Source organism: Halomonas sp. AOP25-F1-15, assembly GCF_052378675.1.
GTDB classification, from domain to species: domain Bacteria; phylum Pseudomonadota; class Gammaproteobacteria; order Pseudomonadales; family Halomonadaceae; genus Vreelandella; species Vreelandella casei.
The window spans coordinates 44,165-63,466 of sequence record NZ_JBQSXV010000010.1; the positions used below are offsets into that span (position 1 = coordinate 44,165).

The 19,302-nt window shown below is 52.8% G+C and carries 16 protein-coding genes; 6 read left to right on the forward strand and 10 right to left on the reverse strand.

Annotation, left to right across the window (positions count from 1 at the left end; all coding sequences use genetic code 11):
• Positions 1-64: 64 nt before the first annotated feature.
• Positions 65-1,381, reverse strand: coding sequence for an NAD(P)/FAD-dependent oxidoreductase (locus ACT3TF_RS16340; RefSeq protein ID WP_441685251.1), 1,317 nt, complete (start codon positions 1,379-1,381; stop codon positions 65-67).
• A 683-nt stretch (positions 1,382-2,064) separates the two neighbouring features.
• On the opposite strand from ACT3TF_RS16340, the gene ACT3TF_RS16345 reads away from it, so the two are divergent.
• Both ACT3TF_RS16345 and cobA read left to right on the forward strand, forming a co-directional pair.
• Positions 2,065-4,782, forward strand: a complete 2,718-nt coding sequence (locus tag ACT3TF_RS16345) for a nitrate reductase (RefSeq protein WP_444672572.1) — start codon at positions 2,065-2,067, stop codon at positions 4,780-4,782.
• Positions 4,742-5,644 carry a uroporphyrinogen-III C-methyltransferase gene (cobA, locus tag ACT3TF_RS16350; RefSeq protein WP_441685253.1) on the forward strand — a complete coding sequence of 301 codons (903 nt, stop codon included), beginning with the start codon at positions 4,742-4,744 and terminating at the stop codon, positions 5,642-5,644. The genes ACT3TF_RS16345 and cobA overlap by 41 nt, the downstream gene beginning before the upstream one ends.
• A gap of 106 nt (positions 5,645-5,750) precedes the next feature.
• Here cobA and ACT3TF_RS16355 read toward each other — a convergent pair whose 3' ends face one another.
• The gene (locus ACT3TF_RS16355) at positions 5,751-7,010 is read right to left on the reverse strand and encodes an MFS transporter (RefSeq protein ID WP_444672573.1); all 1,260 of its coding nucleotides are present in this window, start codon (positions 7,008-7,010) and stop codon (positions 5,751-5,753) included.
• A gap of 92 nt (positions 7,011-7,102) precedes the next feature.
• Here ACT3TF_RS16355 and dkgB point away from each other — a divergent pair, with 92 nt between their 5' ends.
• Positions 7,103-7,921, forward strand: a complete 819-nt coding sequence (dkgB, locus tag ACT3TF_RS16360) for a 2,5-didehydrogluconate reductase DkgB (protein WP_444672574.1) — start codon at positions 7,103-7,105, stop codon at positions 7,919-7,921.
• 84 nt (positions 7,922-8,005) lie between these two features.
• On the forward strand, positions 8,006-8,155 hold the full coding sequence (gene arfA, locus ACT3TF_RS16365; protein ID WP_096281765.1) for an alternative ribosome rescue factor ArfA: 150 nt from the start codon (positions 8,006-8,008) through the stop codon (positions 8,153-8,155).
• 141 nt (positions 8,156-8,296) lie between these two features.
• Here the strand turns inward: arfA and ACT3TF_RS16370 are convergent, their stop codons facing one another.
• From ACT3TF_RS16370 to ACT3TF_RS16400, 7 genes are all read right to left on the reverse strand, one after another.
• On the reverse strand, positions 8,297-10,174 hold the full coding sequence (locus ACT3TF_RS16370) for an ABC transporter ATP-binding protein (RefSeq protein ID WP_444672575.1): 1,878 nt from the start codon (positions 10,172-10,174) through the stop codon (positions 8,297-8,299).
• Positions 10,175-10,303: 129 nt separating this feature from the next.
• Positions 10,304-11,911 carry a gamma-glutamyltransferase family protein gene (locus ACT3TF_RS16375; RefSeq protein ID WP_444672576.1) on the reverse strand — a complete coding sequence of 536 codons (1,608 nt, stop codon included), beginning with the start codon at positions 11,909-11,911 and terminating at the stop codon, positions 10,304-10,306.
• Positions 11,912-11,919: 8 nt separating this feature from the next.
• Positions 11,920-13,446: a tripartite tricarboxylate transporter permease gene (locus ACT3TF_RS16380; protein WP_096281759.1), complete on the reverse strand. Its 1,527-nt coding sequence runs from the start codon at positions 13,444-13,446 to the stop codon at positions 11,920-11,922.
• Between the two features lie 8 nt (positions 13,447-13,454).
• Positions 13,455-13,952, reverse strand: coding sequence for a tripartite tricarboxylate transporter TctB family protein (locus ACT3TF_RS16385; protein WP_096281757.1), 498 nt, complete (start codon positions 13,950-13,952; stop codon positions 13,455-13,457).
• A gap of 27 nt (positions 13,953-13,979) precedes the next feature.
• Positions 13,980-14,930: a tripartite tricarboxylate transporter substrate binding protein gene (locus ACT3TF_RS16390; RefSeq protein ID WP_096281755.1), complete on the reverse strand. Its 951-nt coding sequence runs from the start codon at positions 14,928-14,930 to the stop codon at positions 13,980-13,982.
• An 84-nt stretch (positions 14,931-15,014) separates the two neighbouring features.
• Positions 15,015-15,545 carry a chromate transporter gene (locus ACT3TF_RS16395; RefSeq protein ID WP_444672577.1) on the reverse strand — a complete coding sequence of 177 codons (531 nt, stop codon included), beginning with the start codon at positions 15,543-15,545 and terminating at the stop codon, positions 15,015-15,017.
• The gene (locus ACT3TF_RS16400; RefSeq protein WP_441685269.1) at positions 15,542-16,111 is read right to left on the reverse strand and encodes a chromate transporter; all 570 of its coding nucleotides are present in this window, start codon (positions 16,109-16,111) and stop codon (positions 15,542-15,544) included. The genes ACT3TF_RS16395 and ACT3TF_RS16400 overlap by 4 nt, the downstream gene beginning before the upstream one ends.
• A gap of 191 nt (positions 16,112-16,302) precedes the next feature.
• Here ACT3TF_RS16400 and ACT3TF_RS16405 point away from each other — a divergent pair, with 191 nt between their 5' ends.
• Positions 16,303-16,971, forward strand: a complete 669-nt coding sequence (locus tag ACT3TF_RS16405; RefSeq protein WP_096281749.1) for a GntR family transcriptional regulator — start codon at positions 16,303-16,305, stop codon at positions 16,969-16,971.
• An 89-nt stretch (positions 16,972-17,060) separates the two neighbouring features.
• Entirely contained in the window at positions 17,061-17,615 is a 555-nt protein-coding gene (locus tag ACT3TF_RS16410) for a DUF1415 domain-containing protein (protein WP_096281747.1), read from the forward strand.
• Here the strand turns inward: ACT3TF_RS16410 and ACT3TF_RS16415 are convergent.
• Positions 17,612-19,264, reverse strand: coding sequence for a diguanylate cyclase domain-containing protein (locus ACT3TF_RS16415; protein WP_444672578.1), 1,653 nt, complete (start codon positions 19,262-19,264; stop codon positions 17,612-17,614). The genes ACT3TF_RS16410 and ACT3TF_RS16415 overlap by 4 nt on opposite strands.
• Between the last annotated feature and the right edge of the window lie 38 nt (positions 19,265-19,302).

The window sequence follows — 19,302 nt, forward strand, 5'->3', positions numbered from 1 at the left end:
AAGTTTTTAGCAGGCAAGTTTTTAGCAGACCCGCTTTTAGCAGACCAGTTTTTAGCAGACATGACTAAGCTGCCTCCGGCGTTGTGTGAGGTGAGTTTGCATAAGAGACAGACGAATTTTCAGCAGCCGCGCTACGCAGCACTTCAATATCCGCGGCGCCAAACAGTAGCGCCTGGCGGCAGTCATTAAGATTGCTACCTGCGAGTGCTTGCTCGAAGTACCAAGGGCCCAGCGCGGTATCGCCGTAAAGCACCGCGCCTTCAATCTTCCCGTTGCGTAGCAGCACCCGGCGATAGTCGCCGCGTTCGATGTCGCGGTAGCTCAGCACCTCGTGCTCAGCGCTGGGCTGTGTGGGGCCAAATGCATAAAGCGTAATGCCGCTGATCTTGAGTTTGGTGGCGCTGGGGGCATCCCTGTATCCAGGCGTCGCAATGCCGCATAGCGTGGCGGCGAGCACTTCTACCTGCCGCCAAATCGGCTCCACTAAGCCGTAAGTAGCACCGTTAAACTGGCAGCACTCGCCCAGCGCTGAAATGGCCGGATCACTGGTCGTGAGGTATTCATTGACTAAAACGGCATGCTCCGTCGCTAGGCCCGCGTGATGGCCAAGCGCGGCATTGGGTGTAATACCAGCGGCGATAATCACGCTGGTCGCTTCCAGCTTGCGGCCATCAGCAAGATGGACGCTGGTGACTTGGCCCTGGGCATTGCCCTCTAGCCTTACTAGCTGGGCGCCGGTAACGATATTCAAACCGCGCTGGGTCAGGGTGTTTTGCAGCAGGTGTGAGGCGGTCGTATCCAGCTGCCGGTTCATTAGCCGCTCGCTACGCTGGAGCACGCTAACGTGGATATTATTGCCGCGTTTACGTAGCCCTTCGGCGGCTTCTAATCCCAGCAGACCGCCTCCGATAACCACGCTATTGCCTCCTTGAAGGGCAATGGTCTCAAGCGCGGCGGCGTCCTGTAAGTCGCGAAAGCCATGCACGCCGCCAAGCTCAATGCCTGGAATGTCGGGCATTGCCGGGTGGGAACCGGTGGCTAATACCACGTGATCGTAAGTGAGCGTGCGGCCGCTATCGGTGGTGAGCGTTTGATGGGCGCGATCAAGCGTGTCGACTTTTTCGCCAAGTATTAGCGTGATGCCTTGATCTGCGTACCACGCAGCGTCGCGCAGCATCAGTACGTCGGGTTGCATTTCACCAGCGAGCAGCGGCGAGAGTAAAATACGGTTATACGCAGGGGTCGGCTCTGCACCGATGACCGTGATGCGCTGTGGGCGAGTAGGCTGTTTCACCAACGCCTCAATCAGACGATGACTCGCCATGCCGTTTCCGATAATCACCAGATGGCGAATGGATGAGCACTGGGGTGTGGTTTCCATGGGCGGCTCCTCTGTGTCTTTGCGGCTGCTTGAGCACCAAACAAAAAACGCCCCTGCTACACCTTCTAAGCAGAAGAGGTAGCAGGGGCGCCGTTGCCCGATAGCATTTTTAAAATCTTGATATCTAATTAAAAAGCAATTATCTAGCCAACTGTTTTTAAATTATTTTTTTTGTAATTATGTCAGTTGCTTAGAGGGATTTTTAAGGTGGCTAACTTAGCTGCTCGAATGTAAGCCTGCACGGCAATGGTGCGTTAAGTGCTTGGTATGCACTCCCAGGCATCATTTAGCGTGTACTGAGCGGATTTGAGATGCTCGGTTATGATTTTTTTAATTTATAAGCTTCTGTTTTTAAATATTTAATTTAGAAAATAGCGATGAGCGGACTGTCATTTGCAGTTGTCTAATCAATAAGCGAGATAATAAATGAGTTAATAAGCAGTAAGCGCATTGATAGGCGACGGCAGCGAATAACTCCAAAGCCGTTAGAAAAATAAGTAGCCGTTAAAAATGTGTCACTGTCAGGAAATAGGCAGGTGTTAGTGAATTAGTCTGCACCGACGAAGATACGCTGTGGCAACGACGTCCAGCCCTCTTCTCCCAATGCGTTTATATAGCGCATTAGAGAAAAGGACTGGGCGTTTTTTTATGCGTGGCGTTAATCAGCAACCCGAGGAGTAGCTATGACTCAGGTGAAAACGACATGCCCCTATTGTGGCGTCGGCTGTGGCGTAACGGCAACCGTGAAAGCGGGTACGCTGTGCGCCGTAGAGGGCGATCTTGAGCACCCAGCCAACTACGGACGGCTGTGTGTTAAAGGGTCGGCGTTGCATGAAACGCTGGGTCATCATGGGCGCCTAAACCATCCCCGAGTGGATGGTGTCAACGTTACCTGGGACGTCGCGCTGAGCACCGTCGCGCAGCGCTTAAACTCGCTGCGCTCAGCGCATGGCAATCACAGCGTGGCAGCGTACCTTTCCGGGCAGCTGTTAACCGAAGATTACTACGTGGCTAATAAGCTATTTAAAGGCTTTTTAGGCACCCCTCATTTAGATACCAACTCACGACTTTGTATGGCGTCAGCGGTGGCAGGTTACAAGCGCGCCTTCGGTGCGGATGCGGTTCCCTGTAACTACGAGGATTTGGAAGAGGCCGAGCTAGTAGTGCTGGTGGGGTCCAACCTTGCTTGGAATCACCCGGTGCTTTACCAGCGCATTAAAGTCGCTAAAGAGCGCAACCCGCTGATGCGTCTGGTGGTGATTGACCCGCGAGTGACCGACAGCTGTGAAATCGCCGACCTCTACCTAGGTATTAAACCGGGTAGCGATGCGTATTTGTTTAACGGCTTACTGGCATGGATGGCGCAGCATCGCAGGCTCGATACTGTTTATATTGAGCGCCACACCGAGGGCTTTGACGATGCCTTGGTGGCTGCCCAGCAGTCAGCAGGGCCGGTGGCTGATGTCGCGGTCGCCTGCGATGTGGATCCCGAGCGGCTAGAAACCTTCTTTTACTGGTTTGCCAGCCAGCTGCACGTGGTCACGCTTTATTCTCAAGGCGTTAATCAATCGTCCAGCGGCACCGATAAATGCAACGCGATTATTAACTGCCACCTAGCGGGCGGAAAAATTGGTTTGCCGGGAGCCGGGCCCTTTTCAATTACCGGCCAGCCAAATGCGATGGGCGGGCGCGAAGTCGGCGGGCTTGCCAATCAGCTAGCCGCCCACATGGATTACAACACCCTTGGCGCGATTGATCTGGTCAGCCGCTTTTGGGCAACCGAGAACCTTACGCCAACGTTACCCGCAAGCCCCGGCTATAAAGCCGTTGAGCTATTTGAGGCCATTGAACGCGGCGAGATTAAAGCGCTTTGGATCATGGCCACCAATCCCGTCATTAGCCTTCCCGACGCGGCGCGGGTGCGCGCCGCGCTGGAAAAATGCCCGCTGGTGATTGTATCCGAGTGCGCGGCCCACACCGACCTGCTGCCCTATGCCGATATCGTGCTACCTGCATCAGGCTGGTCGGAAAAAGATGGCACCGTGACCAACTCCGAGCGACGTATTTCACGTCAGCGGGGCATGTTGGCACCCCCGGGTGAGGCACGCCACGACTGGTGGATTATCTGTGAAGTCGCCAAACAGCTGGGGTTTGTTGAGGCGTTTAACTATGCGCATCCCTGGGAAATTTTTGATGAGCACGCAAGGCTGTCAGGGTTTGAGAACGACGCCAGACACGCCACTCCAAAGCGGCTATTTGATATCTCGGGCCTGGTCGGGCTAGGGCGCGCAGGCTACGACGCCTTAGCGCCGATTCAATGGCCGGTCACCAAGGCCGCACCAAATGGCACTGCTCGGCTGTTTGAAGAGGGTGAATTTGCCACTGCGAATGGCCGCGCCAAGCTGCTGGCGATTGTTCCGCAGTGGCCCGAGCAAGCGCTTAGCGCCGCTTACCCGCTGCGTTTAAATACCGGTCGGATTCGCGACCAGTGGCACACCATGACGCGTACTGCTCGCGCGCCGCGCTTAATGAATCACCGCGCGGAGCCCTTTATGGACGTGCACCCCGACGATGCCCACGCCGCCGGTGTTACCGATCAAGGCTTGGCAGTATTAACCGCTGCGAAGGGGGAGTTTCGTGCCCGTGTGCGGATTGCCAATGCCCAGCGGCGTGGCGAGGTGTTTGTGCCCATTCACTGGACCGACTGTTTCACTCAGCAGGCTAGAAGCAGTGCGCTGATCGATAGCATTACGGACCCGCTCTCCGGTCAGCCGGAGTCCAAACACGGTGCTGTAGCGCTGGCCCCGCTAAGGGTGGAGTGGCAGGCCACGCTGCTTATTGCTGATACAGCTGTTGAATCAACGCCGTGGTGCACTAGCGCCTACTGGACACGCATCCCTATGCACGGCTTACAGCGCTGGCAACTTGCCGATATCCAGCCGGTCGGCGACTGGTTAGCACAGCTTAGCGCGTGGTTGCCAGGGCCTGTGTCGGTACTCAGCCAAGATGCCGCCAGCGGGCGACTGCGGGCGGCGAGTGTTGAAAATGGCCAGCTTCGCTGGTGGCTAATGGTCGGCCTGCCCAGCGAGCTGCCGGGGCTGGCGTGGCTTGAATCCCGCTTTAACGAGACGACGCTGAGCGATACCCACCGGCGGCGCTTATTAGCGGGCTGTGACGATGGTGCCGTCGATACCGGCCCGGTGGTGTGCAGCTGTCATCAAGTAGGCCAAACCACGATTACTAACGCCATTCGCGCGGGCGATATCAGTATCGAAGCGCTTGGCGCCAGACTCGCCTGCGGCACTCAGTGCGGCAGCTGTATTCCCGAATTGAAGTCACTTATTGAAGAGGAGCGGCCCCATGCGCGCGCTAAGCAGACCCCTAATACTGAACTGGCTTAACGCCTTTATGCGCATGTTGGCCCGTGGGTGCTCGTCGTCAGCTCGCCCTACTGAGGAGTTACATGTGCCGCTGCGGGGAGGTTTGGGTCAGTGCCGTGCCGGTCAGGTTTACTTAGTCGGCGCGGGAAGCGGCGATGCGGAGCTATTAACGCTCAAGGCTGCTCGGCTGCTCATGCAGGCGGATGCCGTTGTCTATGACCGCTTGGTTGGCGATGACGTGCTGGCACTGATTCCTCACCACACCGAGCGCTACTACGTGGGCAAAGCGCGTGGCCATCACAGCGTTCCTCAGGATGAAATCGGCGCGCTGATGGTCGCACTTGCTCAACAAGGAAAGTCGGTAGTGCGCCTGAAAGGCGGTGACCCAGCGGTGTTTGGGCGCATGGGTGAAGAGCTGGATGCTCTGGCAGCCGCCCAGGTGCCTGCCACTATTGTGCCGGGAATTACCGCCGCCTCAGCCGCTGCTGCCTGCATGGGTATTCCGTTGACCGATCGCGGCCACGCGCAGCAGCTGCGCTTTGTGACCGCCCAGCTATGTCGCGAAGAGGGCACGCCGGATTGGGCGTCGCTGGCACGTAAAGATGAAACCCTGGTGTTTTATATGGGCCTCTCCAAAGTAGCCGCTATTTGCCAAGGCTTACGCCAGGCAGGTCTGCCCGATGAATGGCCGATCATGCTAGTGGCCAACGCCAGCCAGCCGAGCCAGCAGTCGCTCGTGGGCAGCTTAGCCAGCATGCCAGACATGCTGGCTAAGAATCCTCTGCCGTCACCGTGCTTGATTGTGGTGGGTAGCGTGGTACAGCGGGTTGCCACCTCGCCGGCTGGCAAGTCTATCGACGTTTGTGCTGCATCACTTCTCTGACCCTTAAGACCACTCTTCCCATCATGCTCACTGTGCACAATTATCGCTTTTAGAGCGCGCCCCGCTACCGCTATCACGCTGCTGGCGCGTTAATATGTGCTTTGTATCAACGAGCGTCGTCAAAGCGGTCGACCTGGCGCAGGGTGGGGAAAATCTTCACCCATGCGCCAACGACCGCTAATGTGCCTACGCTGCCAATGATGGCTGCCGGTACGGCGCCAAACCATGCCGCCATACTGCCTGCGCGAAACTCACCTAGCTCATTACTGGAGCCAATAAACAGCATATTAACTGCGTTGACGCGCCCGCGCATTTCATCGGGAGTCGCGAGCTGAATCAGGGTGGTACGTACATAAACGCTAATCATATCGGCAGCGCCAGCCACTAACATGGCCACCATCGAAAGCCAAAAAAACGTCGAGAAAGCGAACACCAGATTGGCAATGCCGAAAACAGTGACCGCCACAAACATAACCAGCCCGGCGCGACGCTTGATGCCGCGTATGCCTAAGTACAGCCCCATAAGCAGTGCGCCGACAGCAATAGCGCTTCGCAGTGCGCCTAATCCTTCGGGCCCCACGTGCAGCACCTCTTGTGCATAGATAGGCAGCAGTGCCACCACTCCGCCTAGTAGCACGGCAAACAGATCCAGCGAAATCGCTCCTAAAATAATCGGCTGATAGCGTATGTAGCGAATGCCTGCGGTAAAACGCTTGATGGCGGTACTCTCCAGCGTTTTAGCCGCCTCAACATAGCGAATGGGCACCGGCAGCAGTAGAAATAATGCGGCTATAAAGCATCCTAAGCAGACGCTATACGCCAGGCTGCCACCCCCTAGCCCGTACAGAATGCCGCCTAATAGCGGGCCAAGAATTACCGCCACTTTCATGATAGAGCTGTTTAACGCGATCGCAGAGGCAAGCTGCGCGCGGGGAACGATATTGGGCAGCAGGCTTTGTAAGGCCGGGCCGGTAAAAGCCCGCGCGGCACCGAACAATGCTAATACCGCGTAAAAGCCGCTAACGCTTTGACTTCCATTTAGCGAAAGCGTCAGCAGCAGCGCGCTACACAGGCCCTGAACGACCCAGCTAAGTTGCAAGATACGTTTGCGCGAAAAGCGGTCGACAAAATCGCCGGCAGGCAGTAGCAATAGCACCATGGGTAGAAACTGAGCCAGGCCCACATAGGCCAGGGCCATCGGGTCTCGGGTTATGTCATACACCTGCCAGGCCACCACAATGGCCTGAATCTGCATGGCAAATACCGCCGCTAATCGCGATAGCAAAAAGCTTAAAAAGCCGGACTGGCGATGCAGCGGTACTAATGGTTCCGAAGAGCTGGGCAGTGAATGGGTAGCAGAGGTCATAGCATCATCATGGTAGGCGAAGATTTGGGTGCATGGGTTGAAGTGCGCGGGTGGCTGCCCCATGTTAGTTAACACGCTATCAATAGAAAAGGATGTTAATGATGCAAAATGTAATTCCTAATCCCGGATTCGGTACTTTTCGCCTGGAGGGCGAAACGCTCAAGCAGAGCATTCATGCAGCGCTTGAGGCCGGGTATCGGCACATCGACACGGCGCAGTTTTATGGCAATGAAGCGGAAGTTGGCGAGGCTATTCATGACAGTGACGTGCACCGCAGCGATATTTTCCTCACCACCAAAGTGTGGTTTGACAACTTGGAGCCCTCAAGGCTGAAGGCCAGCGTAGACGAAAGTCTCCAGAAACTGGGCACAGGGTACGTTGACCTGCTGTTGATCCACTGGCCATCACCAGAGGGTGACGTGCCTATGGCCGATTATTTGACGGCTCTGAAAGAAGTCAAAGCGGAGGGTAAAGCCCGCCATATTGGTATTTCTAATTTTACCTGCAATCAGGTGGACGAGGCGGTTAGCATCCTGGGTAAAGATGAAATTCTGACCAATCAGATTGAGGTTCACCCCTTCCTGCAGAACCGTAAGCTAGCAGAGCACTGCGAGCACCTGGGTATTCAGGTGACTGCATTTATGCCGCTGGCGGTAGGTAAGGTGATGGACGATCCGATCCTCAAGCAAATTGCCGACGCGCATAAAGTAACCCCTGCGCAAGTTGCCTTGGCCTGGGTTAATCAGCGTGAGATGATTACCATTCCTTCTTCCACTAAGGCGCGTAATATTCAAAGCAATATTGCCGCTTTTGATTTAGTGTTAAGCGACAGTGAGATGGACGATATTGCTATGTTGGATCGCCAAGAGCGTATTGCTAATCCCGGCTTTGCACCGGCATGGGATGAGTAAGCGGGTGCTTGAACACTAAAAGATAGCCGATGTCTGATGGGATGCCTGTTTTGAACAGGCATCTTTTAACGTAAGGATAAAACGATGAAACAGCGCAAGGTCCAAGACAACGCATTAAAAGCGCAGCTGCGAACGCCCATGTTTAAAATGCAGCAGCAGGCACCGAAAAAAGGCAAAGGAAGCTACTCGCGTAAAGATCAAAAGGGTCTGAGGGGATATCGCCAAGCCGCTTAAGCGAAGTGTTTAAGCTCAGCGTTTTGGCAATATCTCCTCTGGCATCTCCAAAAGCTCTTCTGGCACCTCCAAACCTTACCTCATCGCCAGTCTGGCGCATTGTATTAAGCAGCGGTTTGATGTGTTGTTACCGTGATCTATTTAGCGATAGCCTTCTGCCTGTAGTTGAAACAGCATTGCATAGCGACCCTGTGCTTTTAATAACTCTTCATGTGTGCCGCGCTCAATAATATGGCCTTGATCGATGACTAAAATGAGATCAGCGCTGCGCACGGTTGAGAAGCGGTGGGAGATCAGAATCGTCATTTTCTGCTGACTATGCTCGCGAAAGCGGGCGAATATGTCGGCCTCTGCGGCGGCGTCCATGGCCGCCGTGGGCTCATCTAGCACTAAAATATCGGCGTTTTTGCGCATGTAAGCACGCGATAACGCAATTTTTTGCCACTGCCCGCCAGAGAGCTCCCGCCCATTCTTAAACCAACGACCAAGCTGAGTGTGGTAGCCGCTGGCCATGCGGCCAATAAAGTCATCGGCCATGCCATGGCGCGCGGCCTGCTGCCAGCGCTGTTCGTCGTCAAACGCGCGAGTATCGCCGACTCCAAGATTTTCACCCACCCTGAGCTGATAGCGTACGAAGTCCTGAAAAATGACGCCGGTACGTTCACGTAGCGCCTGGGTACTCCACTCCTGCAGGTCGCTACCATCGAGCAGAATACGCCCTTGCGTGGGGCGATAAAGCCGCGTTAGCAGTTTGATAAGCGTGGTTTTCCCCGACCCGTTTTCACCTACTAAGGCTAGGCTTTGGCCAGGGGCAAGATGCAATGAGATATCGTGTAAAACATCGGCGCCGCCAGGATAAGAGAAACTGACTTGTTCAAAGCGCAGGCCATCTCCGGGGGCAACACCCTGGGTTAGCGTGCCGTTTTCGGGCTCAACCGGCTGCTCCAAATATTCATAAAGATTGGAGAGGTAGAGGTTGTCTTCGTACATGCCGCTGATGGCGGTGAGGCTCGCCGAGAGGGCTGTTTGCCCCTGTTTGAAGACCATTAAATACATGGTCATTTGGCCCAGCGTCAGCGCGCCGATAATTGTTTCAACCACGACCCAGCCGTAGGCAAGGTAAAACGTCAGAGTGCCCAGCAAACCTAACAAAAATCCCCAGCTTTCCCGGCGTAGCGTTAAGCGGCGATCTTCGGCGAATAGCTGGGTGAAAATAGCGCGGTAGCGTTTAAGAAATAATCCTTCAAGGCCAAACAATTTGACCTCTTTAATGCTGTCTTCCCGGGTAAGCAGCGTCTCTAAATAGATCTGCATACGGTTTTGCGGCGAACGCCAGCGAAACAGCCGGAAAGCATCGCCCGAAAACTTAGCTTCCGAGATAAACACCGGCAGTGCGCCCACCACTAAAATCAGTAGCGCCCAGGGGGAAAACTGCACTAACAGGACACTGAAGCTACCAAGCGAGATTGCATTTTGCAGCAGTCCAAAGGTTTTGTTGACCAGCGCCAGCGGGCGCGTAGATGCTTCACGCCGCGCACGCGTCAGCTGGTCGTATAGCTCGGAGTCTTCAAACTGGCTGAGTGACAGCGTACTCGCTTTCGCCAGAATCATGACGTTCACTTTTTGCCCCAGCATGGCACGCAAAAGTGACTGCTGAGCCGAAAGGCCGCGCTGGGCCAGCGCGATTAAACCAATGATGAGCGCCTCTATCCCCACTAGCGTGAGTACCGGCGCAATGGATGCCAGCAGGTTGGGATTTGACGCTGCCTGATGGGCGTCCATAGCACTAACGACGCCATCCACGATCAATTGGCCAATCCATGCCGCTACCGCTGGCAAGATGCCCGCGACCAGCGTGCATAGCGCTAATCCCAACATCATCCAGCGCGAGGTTTGCCATACCAAACCAAGCGCGCGACGGCTATAGCGAAAGACGCCCAAAAAGCCGCTTAGCGGTGAAGTGGCCGCTGAAGAAGAGGGCACAGATGAAGAAGATGAAGGCTGACGTGATGACGGCATAGCTGAAGAGGCAAAACACTGAGTAAAAAAAGTAGTGCCATGATGCGGGGGTTAAGCGTGGATAGCTAGTTCAACCGCCGGTTGCCTGAAACGGCAACGCGACGGAGAGCATGTGAGCAGGAAAGCGATCTACCAGGGTAATACGGCCCCATCGGTGCGCGGCTCGGTGCCACCTTGCAGTACACCGGTTTCAGGATCGCGCAGGATAATTTGACCACGGCCAAAGCTGATTGAATCGGCCACCTTAACGATGTCGTGCCCACGGCGGGCCAGCGCTAAGGCTAAATGGTTGGGGAAATCAGCCTCGACTTCGATGGTTTTGCCTTTGGTCCATTTCCAGCGCGGCATATCGAGCGCTGCCTGAGGATTGAGTTGATCTTCAAGCATGGCCGTCACCACCTGTACATGACCCTGCGGCTGCATATAGCCGCCCATAACGCCAAATGGTCCAACGGCTTTATTATCTTTGGTGATAAAGCCCGGAATTATGGTGTGATAGGTGCGTTTGCCAGGCGCTAGGGCATTAGGATGCTGCGGATCAAGTGAGAACGACCAGCCGCGGTTCTGCAGGCTAATGCCGGTACCCGGTACGACTATTCCAGAGCCAAAGCCTTCAAAATTGCTTTGAATGAAAGACACCATATTGCCTTCATCGTCCGCCGTTGCCAGATAGACGGTGCCGCCCTTTATTGGGTTGCCATGGACAGGGTCAATCGCATTTTTACCAATAAGATCAGCACGCTGTGAAAGATAGTCACTCGATAGCATTTGCTCAACGCTTGGTTTCATCGCCGAGCGCTCAGTAATGTAGTTCAAGCCATCCACATAACCAAGCTTGGTTGCTTCGATACGACGGTGAAGAACTTCTACCTGATCCGCTGGTTCGCTACCTAATGACTCAAGTATGCCTAATGCTTCAAGAACAATTAACCCGCTGCCATTGGGAGGAATTTCCCAAATGTCGTGGCCGCGATATCGGACGCTTATAGGTTTGACCCACTCTGGTTTGAATGCTTGTAAATCTTCTTTACGCAGGAAGCCCCCGTGCTGGCGTGAGAAAGCATCTATTTCATCCGCTAAGCTTCCCTGATAAAACGCAGTGCCATTGCTAGAGGCAATGGCACGTAGCGTCCTAGCCATGTCTGGCGAGCGCCAAATCTCACCTGCCTTTGGCGCATGTCCATTGGGAGTGAAATGCGCAAACCAAGGTGAAAATTCTTTTGTCCCATACTGGCCATAGCGCTTTTCAGCTTTTTCCCAGAGCTGGCTTACCAGAGGTGATACGGCGAAGCCCTGCTCCGCTAACTCTATTGCTGGGGCCAATAGCTGCTCGAAAGGCAGTTTGCCGAATCGCTCTGATAGTGCGGCCCAGGCGCCAGGAGCGCCAGGCACGGTAACCGGGACTAAGCCATGGGCAGGCATTTCATCGTAGCCAAGTGCTTTGATAGCGTCGCATGAAATACTTTTGGGAGCCGGGCCGCTAGCGTTTAGCCCATGCAATTCACCCTTTACCCATACTAAAGCAAACGCATCACTACCAATCCCGTTAGATGTTGGCTCTACTACGGTTAAGGCTGCTGCCGTTGCAATCGCTGCATCAATGGCATTACCACCGTTGCGTAGAATATCGATGCCTACTTGTGCGGCAAGAGACTGAGATGTCGCAACCATGCCACGCTTACCGAAGGTAACCATACGGCGTGAGGCAGAAGGATAATGATGTGGATTAGTTTGCATTAGTCTTCCTAATTAGATGTGGCAGCTAGACGCTGAGCGATTAGACGACGCTGTTTTACATAGCTATAAATACTGTAAACCACGGAAACAACCGCTAGAGTGAGGAGTAGCGCAGATATGGGGCGTGTAAAAAATAGCGTCCAGTCAGTGCTAGTCTGAAAAGCTCGTCTTAAGTTAGTTTCTGCGATAGGGCCCAATACAACGCCCAGAACGAGGGGGGCAAGAGGATAATCCAGTTTCTTTAGGATATAACCCACAGCGCCAATGCAGGCCAGTAAATAAAGATCAGACAAGCGGTTGTTGAGAGTGTAAGTGCCGATTGCACAGCAAGTGAGTACTACCGGCACTATGATGTACTTGGGAACATTCAATAAGCGTAAAAAAACGCGCATCAAAATAATACCAATCAACAGCATAAATACAGATGCTATCGCCATGGCAATAAACATACTGTAAACCAAATCAGGATGATCAAGAATTAGGCGTGGGCCAATGCTGATGCCATGTACCATGATCGCGGCCATCAACACGGCATCAGCGGGTGATCCTGGGATACCTAACGCAATCAGCGGTATAAGGCTGCCGCCTACCGTAGAAGAGTTGCCTGACTCAGAGGCAACTACGCCTTGAGGCTCCCCCTTACCGAACGTTTCAGGATGTTTGGAAGCACGCTTCGCTTGATCATAAGCCAGTAGGTTTGAAATTGAGCTGCCCGCACCGGGAACTGCGCCAATAAACACGCCGAGTAAAGACGAGCGAATGACATTGGCAGGTTTTAATACGATATCTTTTACTGTCTGCCAGAGATGAGGCCGCATATCACCGCTAATTAATGAGCCTGAAGAGTGCTGACCGCTGCTTTTTGTGGGTTCTAATTCCGACAATAGTTGGCTCATAGCGTACATGCCTATTAATACAACGAGGAAGGGTATCCCCGCCGTTAGAATCTCAAAGCCAAACGTAAACCGCTCGCGGCCCATTAATGGGTCGGGCCCGATAGTTGCAATGGCAATACCGATAAGACCTGCAATTAGTCCTCTAATGAGAGAATCTCCCACAAGGCTAGCAATAACGGTCAACGCAAAGATAATAAGCGCGAAGTATTCCCAAGGGCCTAGTTTGACGGCCAGAAGAGCCAGAGGAGGTGCTGCGACAATCAGCACTGCAATAGAAATGATTGAACCTACGAAGGAGGCGAACAACCCCAAAGACAGTGCTTTCCCAGGGTTGCCTTGCCTGGCCATGGGAAAGGCATCAAATGTTGTCGCCACTGATGAAGGCGTTCCCGGAATGCCCAAGAGAGCAGCGCTAAATAACCCTCCACTCAAGCCACCTACGTAAACAGAGAGCATGATCGATATGCCCTGCATGGGGGGCATGGCGAACGTGAGTGGCAACGTGAGGACAATGGCCATTGTGATTGTGAAACCAGGAATTGCAGCGGCAACAATACCTGCAAACGTCGCTACTGCCATTAGCAATAGCGTATAGGGTTCTGTTACGCCCCCTAACGCTATGAGAAAAGCATCAGTCATGAATCACCTTACCATTGGGCACGGGGAAGATAGATATTGAAGACCTCAGAAAATAAATAGTAAGGCCCAGCAGAAAAAAGAGCGGCAACAAAAATAGCAATTAATAACGTAATAGGCTTTTTAGGTGCCAAGTAAAGTTGAGCGATGGCTAGGTATAAAAACGTACTGACAATAAATCCAGCGACAGGCATAAACATCATGTAAATAATAAATAATGCCAAGTTTATGATAACTGCCTTTAATGCAATCAATCTTCTCCAGGCAACATTAAACGATGTGCGAGGGAAGCCCTGTTTAGATATTTCAACAACGGCGGCTACTCCACATAACAAGGCAACGCCAAAAAAAATGATTTGTGGAAAGGTACCTGCACTCATGGGCTCCCAACGAGAGGCCGGCAATGAGCCGGCCTTGAAGGCCATAAATACAGCGCCAAGGGCGATAATGAAATAAGACAGCACCTGCAAAGCAGGTATTAGTGCTGTCTCTGAATTTCTGCGCTCCATGAAAGCCTCCTAAAACGCAACATTAAATTAGTTAAGAAGATGTGCGTTATTTTTAATGAATTCGTCATTGCGCTCTAAATAAGCGGTGTAATCTTCTCGATTCATATAGCGCACAGTACCGCCAACGTTTTCAATATCGGTTTTAAAGCCTTCGCTATTAGCAACATTTTCAAGTGCGCTTTCTAACGTAACAATCACTTCCTCAGGCGTGCCTTTGGGTACAACTATTCCACGCGTGACCAAAAACTCAAGGTCATGGCCCAGCTCTTTCAGCGTGGGCGTATCGGGCAACTCCGCAATGCGCTCGGAGGTAGCTGCCGCTAATACATTCAAATCACCATTCTCAACGAATGCGCGTGCTGAAAAGTAATCTTCGATCGCCACAGTGATATGCCCGCCCGCAAGTGCGCGAAGCCTTTCCCCTGTTCCTTCATAGCCTACATAGCCAAACTCGGTGCCGGTGGATTCTTCAAATTGCACGGCCCACAAATGTGGAATACCACCCAGCGTAACGCCCATGCGGTACTCGCCCGGGCTGGCGGTAACATCTTCAAGCATATCGTCGAGCGTTTCCCAGCCAGTGTCTGCATTTACCACGATGACGGAATTATCACTCGTCATCATTGAAACGATGTCGAAATCATCCCAGTTGAGATCAGTCACGCCTGAATAATGCGCGATGAGTAAGCCTTCATGTATTTGGGAAATAGTATATCCATCGTTATTGCGGCGTGAGGCTTCGCGTAAACCAACAGTGCCGCTTGCGCCAGGCATATTAATAACGGGTACTGCTTGATCTAACTCTTCTTCAAGATGTTTGCTAACTATCCGCATTAGCAAGTCACTGCCTCCACCTGGCCCCCAGGGCACTATAAACTCAACGGGTTTTTCAGGGTACTGGTCAGCTGCGTTAGCAAATGCTGGAATCGAAAATGCAGCCGCTAAAACGGAAGTAGTGAATAGCGATTTAAATGTCATGGGTTGTCCCTTTAATTATGATTAAATTTTGTGAGTTGTGGCGTTAACGTCGACTGGCTGTTTTTGTAAAAAGGAGGTTATCCTTTACGGAATAATAAGCGCCCCATAAATCAAGGCGCCAATGACGACAAAGGCTGGGTGCGTTTTAAAGCGAATCAGGGCTATGGCAGCGACGATTCCGATAATCAGTGTGTGAATGACGCCGCTGGCGTTAATACCTTCAAGCAGAAAACCCAAGGTCAACCATGCCATCATCATAGCGATGACTGGGCGAACCCATTGGCTCATACGCTTCACGCGTGGCGATTCGCGGTGCCGATACAGCAACCCCAATGCGCCAAGCATTAACAGTAAGGAAGGAATGACGGTGGCCGCGATCGAAACGAAAGCGCCTCCAACGCCAGCGACTTCATAACCAACGTAGCCCGCCATTTTGGTCGCGATAGGGCTGGGTAAAGCGTTGCCTAAGGCAAGCGTTTCAGCAAAGGCTTGAGACGTCATCCAGCCGTAGCGGCCGACGACCTCGGCTTCAATTAAAGGAATAATCGCCGGGCCGCCGCCGTAGCCGATAATATTGGGAATAAAAAAAGCTAAGAAGAGATCCCAGTAAATCACGCGGTCTCCTCCGTTTTTTTCTTGCTGGAGGGTCGAAGCAGGGCGGCCAGTAAGATGGCACCAATGACCCAGCCAGGATGAATGCCGAGCCAATAGATGAGTCCAGCAGAAATAATCACCATGGCTATGCTGACTAGCCAGCCAAGCGACGCCTTGGATTTATCAAAAAAGTCCCAGGTTAGCTGCGCCATCATTACCATCACCACTGGAACCACTGCTTGGCCCATGCCTCGAATCCAAGCAACATCGCGATATCGGCTAAAAATGCCTAACATGACTATCATTGCCACTATCATGGGAAAAATGACGGCAATAACTGAGGCAATACAGCCCATTGTGCCGCCTACTCGGTAGCCAATGTAGCCGGGCATTTTGGTGGCGATGGGGCCTGGCAAGGTATTGCCGATCGCTAATACGTCGGCGAATTCTTCATCGGTGAGCCATTGGTAACGGGTGACAACCTCGGCACGTACAAGCGGTATCATGGAAGGGCCACCGCCAAAGCCGAAGATGCCTACGCGGAAAAATGCCCAAAACAATTGCCAGGAGACGGATTGCACTTTCATGCCCCGTATTTTCATAGACAGTGGCCCTGCAGGGCTGACAATGAGATAGAAAGCATATCCGGCCTTATTTATCGTTCGTAGGTTAAAAAATCGATTATTTTATATAAAATAGACTATAGGTAGTGCTCGGTGTGGCGTCAATACTGAAGCGAAGAATGATCACGAGCGCGAAATAATAAAGGGACAGCATTATGAGTGATTCTTTACCTAAATTAGCTGCAACAGCATCAAGCCGCGTATTTGATCACTTGCGTAAAGACTTAGTGGGGGGGCGTTTTATTGCGGGCGAAAAGCTTGCCATTAATGCGCTCAAAGAGCGCTATGACGTAGGCTTGAGCCCGTTACGAGAAGCACTCAATAAGTTGGCGGCCTATGGTCTGTTGATACAGGAAAATCAGCGTGGTTTTCGGGTTCCAAAGCTGTCGCGCGAGGAATTGGAAGATATTGTCCAGATGCGCTTGGAAATGGAGGGCATGGCGTTGGAGCGGGCAATCAGCCATGGTGATTCGCTGTGGGAGGCCGATTTGCTGGCCGCCGCGCACCGCCTGAAACGCGCGGATATCAGTTTGGATAAAGGCGAGCCGTGGGAGCACTTGCATACGCAATTTCATCGTACGCTGGTGGCGCCCTGTGGTTCCGTTTGGCTATTGCGCTTTATTGAGCAGTTGCACGACCAGTTTGATCGCTATCGTCGCTTGGGTCCGAAAATGCCAACGATTCGTCAAGAGCTTGACGAGCAGCATCACCAGCTCGTTGAGCTAGCGTTACAGCGCGATGTCAGGGCGGCGCGAGAACTAATGAACGACCATATTCATAAATCCTATGAAGTCGCTTTAAAGCGCTACCAAGAGCACGCCTGATAGGGCCACGTAGTGGCAACTGACGGCAACTGATAAACTGCCGCGATCTGTCCATCGGCCATTGTCGGGCTAATGCTAAAGAGGGTGCTATGCACGCGGATAATCAAATAGTGGCGCAAACGCTAAGCTGGGTGCGCACCTTCATTGTGGCGCAGGATATTTGCCCATTTGCGCAGCGGGAGTTAGAGCGTGAATCCATTCGCGTCGAGGTCGTACGTTCCAAGAAAATGGAAGTGGCGCTTGAAGAGCTGATGGTTGAAGTGCAGTGGTTAGACGAGCACCCGGAGACGGAAACAACCTTGCTGGTATTTCCAACGTTGTTTAAAAGCTTTGACCATTATCTCGACTTTGTTGAGCTGGCTGAGCATATTTTGGTCGATCAGGGCTATGAAGGCATCTATCAACTCGCAACCTTTCATCCTGACTACTGCTTTGATGGCGCTGAGCCTGAGGATGCTTCTAATTATACCAACCGCTCCCCCTACGCGATGGTCCACTTATTGCGTGAAGAGAGCGTCGAGAAGGCGATTGAGTTTTACGGCGATACCGATGCTATCCCCGAGCGCAATATTGCCAAATTGACGGCTATGGGCAGCGATGCCGCTGAGCAGCAGCTGCAGCGCTGCTTTGGAGTGGATGTTTAAGGGGTGTGAATTACCAACTGATGTTTGCCTTGGCTTTTGGCTGTGTAAAGCGCGACATCGGCAAGTTTCATAACCGTGTTTATATGGTGACCGTGCTGAGGCCACCAAGCCGCGCCTAAACTGCAGCCGACGGTGGCCTGCTCGTTTTCAGGTAATAAGATGGGGTCGGCAATGGCGTTTAGTAAACGCTTACTTACCTCATGGGTGAGTATTTCAAGATTCTCAGGTTTCGTTTTAAGCACCATGACAAACTCATCGCCACCCAAGCGGGCCACGACATCACCACTGCGCAGTGCGTTCTTCAGCCGCTGTGTGATCTCAATCAGCAGTAAATCGCCGGCATGATGGCCCAGCTCGTCATTAACCTGCTTGAAGCCATCTAGATCGATGAAAATAACCGCCATACTTTGCAGATTTCTTTCTGCTTCGGGAATCGCTAGCTGCAGATACTGATTGAGGAACGCGCGGTTAGGCAGGCCGGTGAGCGGGTCAGTATTCGCTAAATCTTCCAGACGGTTGATGGTGTAGTTCTGGACCAATAGACGATCGACCATATTACGCATTGAAGTAGATAGGCGTTTAAGCTCTGGAGAACCGCTTTCAAGCGGGATAGTGTCGCCATTCTCGCCCTCTTTTATACGATCAGCAGCCCTTGCTAAGCGGGTAAGGGGAGCAACCATGCGTGATGCAATGATCCAACCAATCAACGCGAACACCAAGGCTAGCAATACCCCTGTGCCCATAATGGCCGCTTGAAGCTGCTTTACGGGAGCAAAGGCAGTAGCAATGGGTTGGCGGCTAACCGCTACCCAGCCTAGACCTGGGAAGTCTTCAAAGCCGCTGCTGCGTGTATAGCCTGTCACAAACCGCTCACCGCTAGGCCATGTTTCGATTGCCCACTGAGGCGTTGGGTTGTCGCGACTTGGTAAATGTTTCAGCGTATTGAGTGGCTGGCCAATCATCTCTGCAGGCCCTAGTAGCACTGTGTTATCAGCCGACAGCAGCAGCATTTCAGTGTCTTGCTGGTGTACCGACGGTGATAGCATGGAGTTTTCAACGTACCGCGCCCACTCCCAGCTTAAATGCACGGCAAGCACACCGCGTAGCTCGCCGTTTTGGTCGGTCACCGGTGTGGCGATGTCAACAAACTTAAGGGCTTCGCCACTCGGGTTAGGCAGTAACTTGGCAAGCAGCAATGCTTCATGAACATCCCCCACCCAAAGTGCTTGCCGACCCTCGATAAATACCGGGCGCGCCGCGATAGATTCTCCTTCTAGAGTGCCATCCGTTGCAACCTGGATGATGCCTTCTGGATTGGTAAAACCAATCCAGGAAACGACATTATGATTGCTCTGCAATAGCTCTAACTGCTCGCGCAGTACGCTCAAATCATTGTCATTAGTGAGCGCCTGAATTCCTAGCAGTAGCTTGACCTCTTTAACACGCGCATCCATGCTGCGGTCAAGCTTGTCTACCATTTGGTAGGCGGATTCTGACGCCGCGTAGCCAATGTTTGATTCCAACTGGTGGGCTGTTTCCCGAGCGGCCACCCACCCAAGCAGCAGCGTGGTCGCGAAGATTAAGGTAGCAATCAGGGCAATAAAACGTGAGCGCAAAGAGAAGCGTGAAATAAAAGCCGGTTTAAACATTCTGAAATGCTTTTCCGTGAAAAGTGTAAGGTTCAGGT

Bases quoted from the DNA above. Each gene is read 5' to 3' on its own strand.
- ACT3TF_RS16410 (WP_096281747.1), top strand. From the start codon at position 17,061: ATGCACGCGGATAATCAAATAGTGGCGCAAACGCTAAGCTGGGTGCGC.
- cobA (WP_441685253.1), top strand. From the start codon at position 4,742: ATGCGCGCGCTAAGCAGACCCCTAATACTGAACTGGCTTAACGCCTTT.
- ACT3TF_RS16355 (WP_444672573.1), bottom strand. From the start codon at position 7,010: ATGACCTCTGCTACCCATTCACTGCCCAGCTCTTCGGAACCATTAGTA.
- dkgB (WP_444672574.1), top strand. From the start codon at position 7,103: ATGTTAATGATGCAAAATGTAATTCCTAATCCCGGATTCGGTACTTTT.
- ACT3TF_RS16340 (WP_441685251.1), bottom strand. From the start codon at position 1,381: ATGGAAACCACACCCCAGTGCTCATCCATTCGCCATCTGGTGATTATC.
- ACT3TF_RS16390 (WP_096281755.1), bottom strand. From the start codon at position 14,930: ATGACATTTAAATCGCTATTCACTACTTCCGTTTTAGCGGCTGCATTT.
- ACT3TF_RS16385 (WP_096281757.1), bottom strand. From the start codon at position 13,952: ATGGAGCGCAGAAATTCAGAGACAGCACTAATACCTGCTTTGCAGGTG.
- ACT3TF_RS16405 (WP_096281749.1), top strand. From the start codon at position 16,303: ATGAGTGATTCTTTACCTAAATTAGCTGCAACAGCATCAAGCCGCGTA.
- ACT3TF_RS16380 (WP_096281759.1), bottom strand. From the start codon at position 13,446: ATGACTGATGCTTTTCTCATAGCGTTAGGGGGCGTAACAGAACCCTAT.
- arfA (WP_096281765.1), top strand. From the start codon at position 8,006: ATGAAACAGCGCAAGGTCCAAGACAACGCATTAAAAGCGCAGCTGCGA.
- ACT3TF_RS16370 (WP_444672575.1), bottom strand. From the start codon at position 10,174: ATGCCGTCATCACGTCAGCCTTCATCTTCTTCATCTGTGCCCTCTTCT.
- ACT3TF_RS16345 (WP_444672572.1), top strand. From the start codon at position 2,065: ATGACTCAGGTGAAAACGACATGCCCCTATTGTGGCGTCGGCTGTGGC.
- ACT3TF_RS16375 (WP_444672576.1), bottom strand. From the start codon at position 11,911: ATGCAAACTAATCCACATCATTATCCTTCTGCCTCACGCCGTATGGTT.
- ACT3TF_RS16415 (WP_444672578.1), bottom strand. From the start codon at position 19,264: ATGTTTAAACCGGCTTTTATTTCACGCTTCTCTTTGCGCTCACGTTTT.
- ACT3TF_RS16400 (WP_441685269.1), bottom strand. From the start codon at position 16,111: ATGAAAGTGCAATCCGTCTCCTGGCAATTGTTTTGGGCATTTTTCCGC.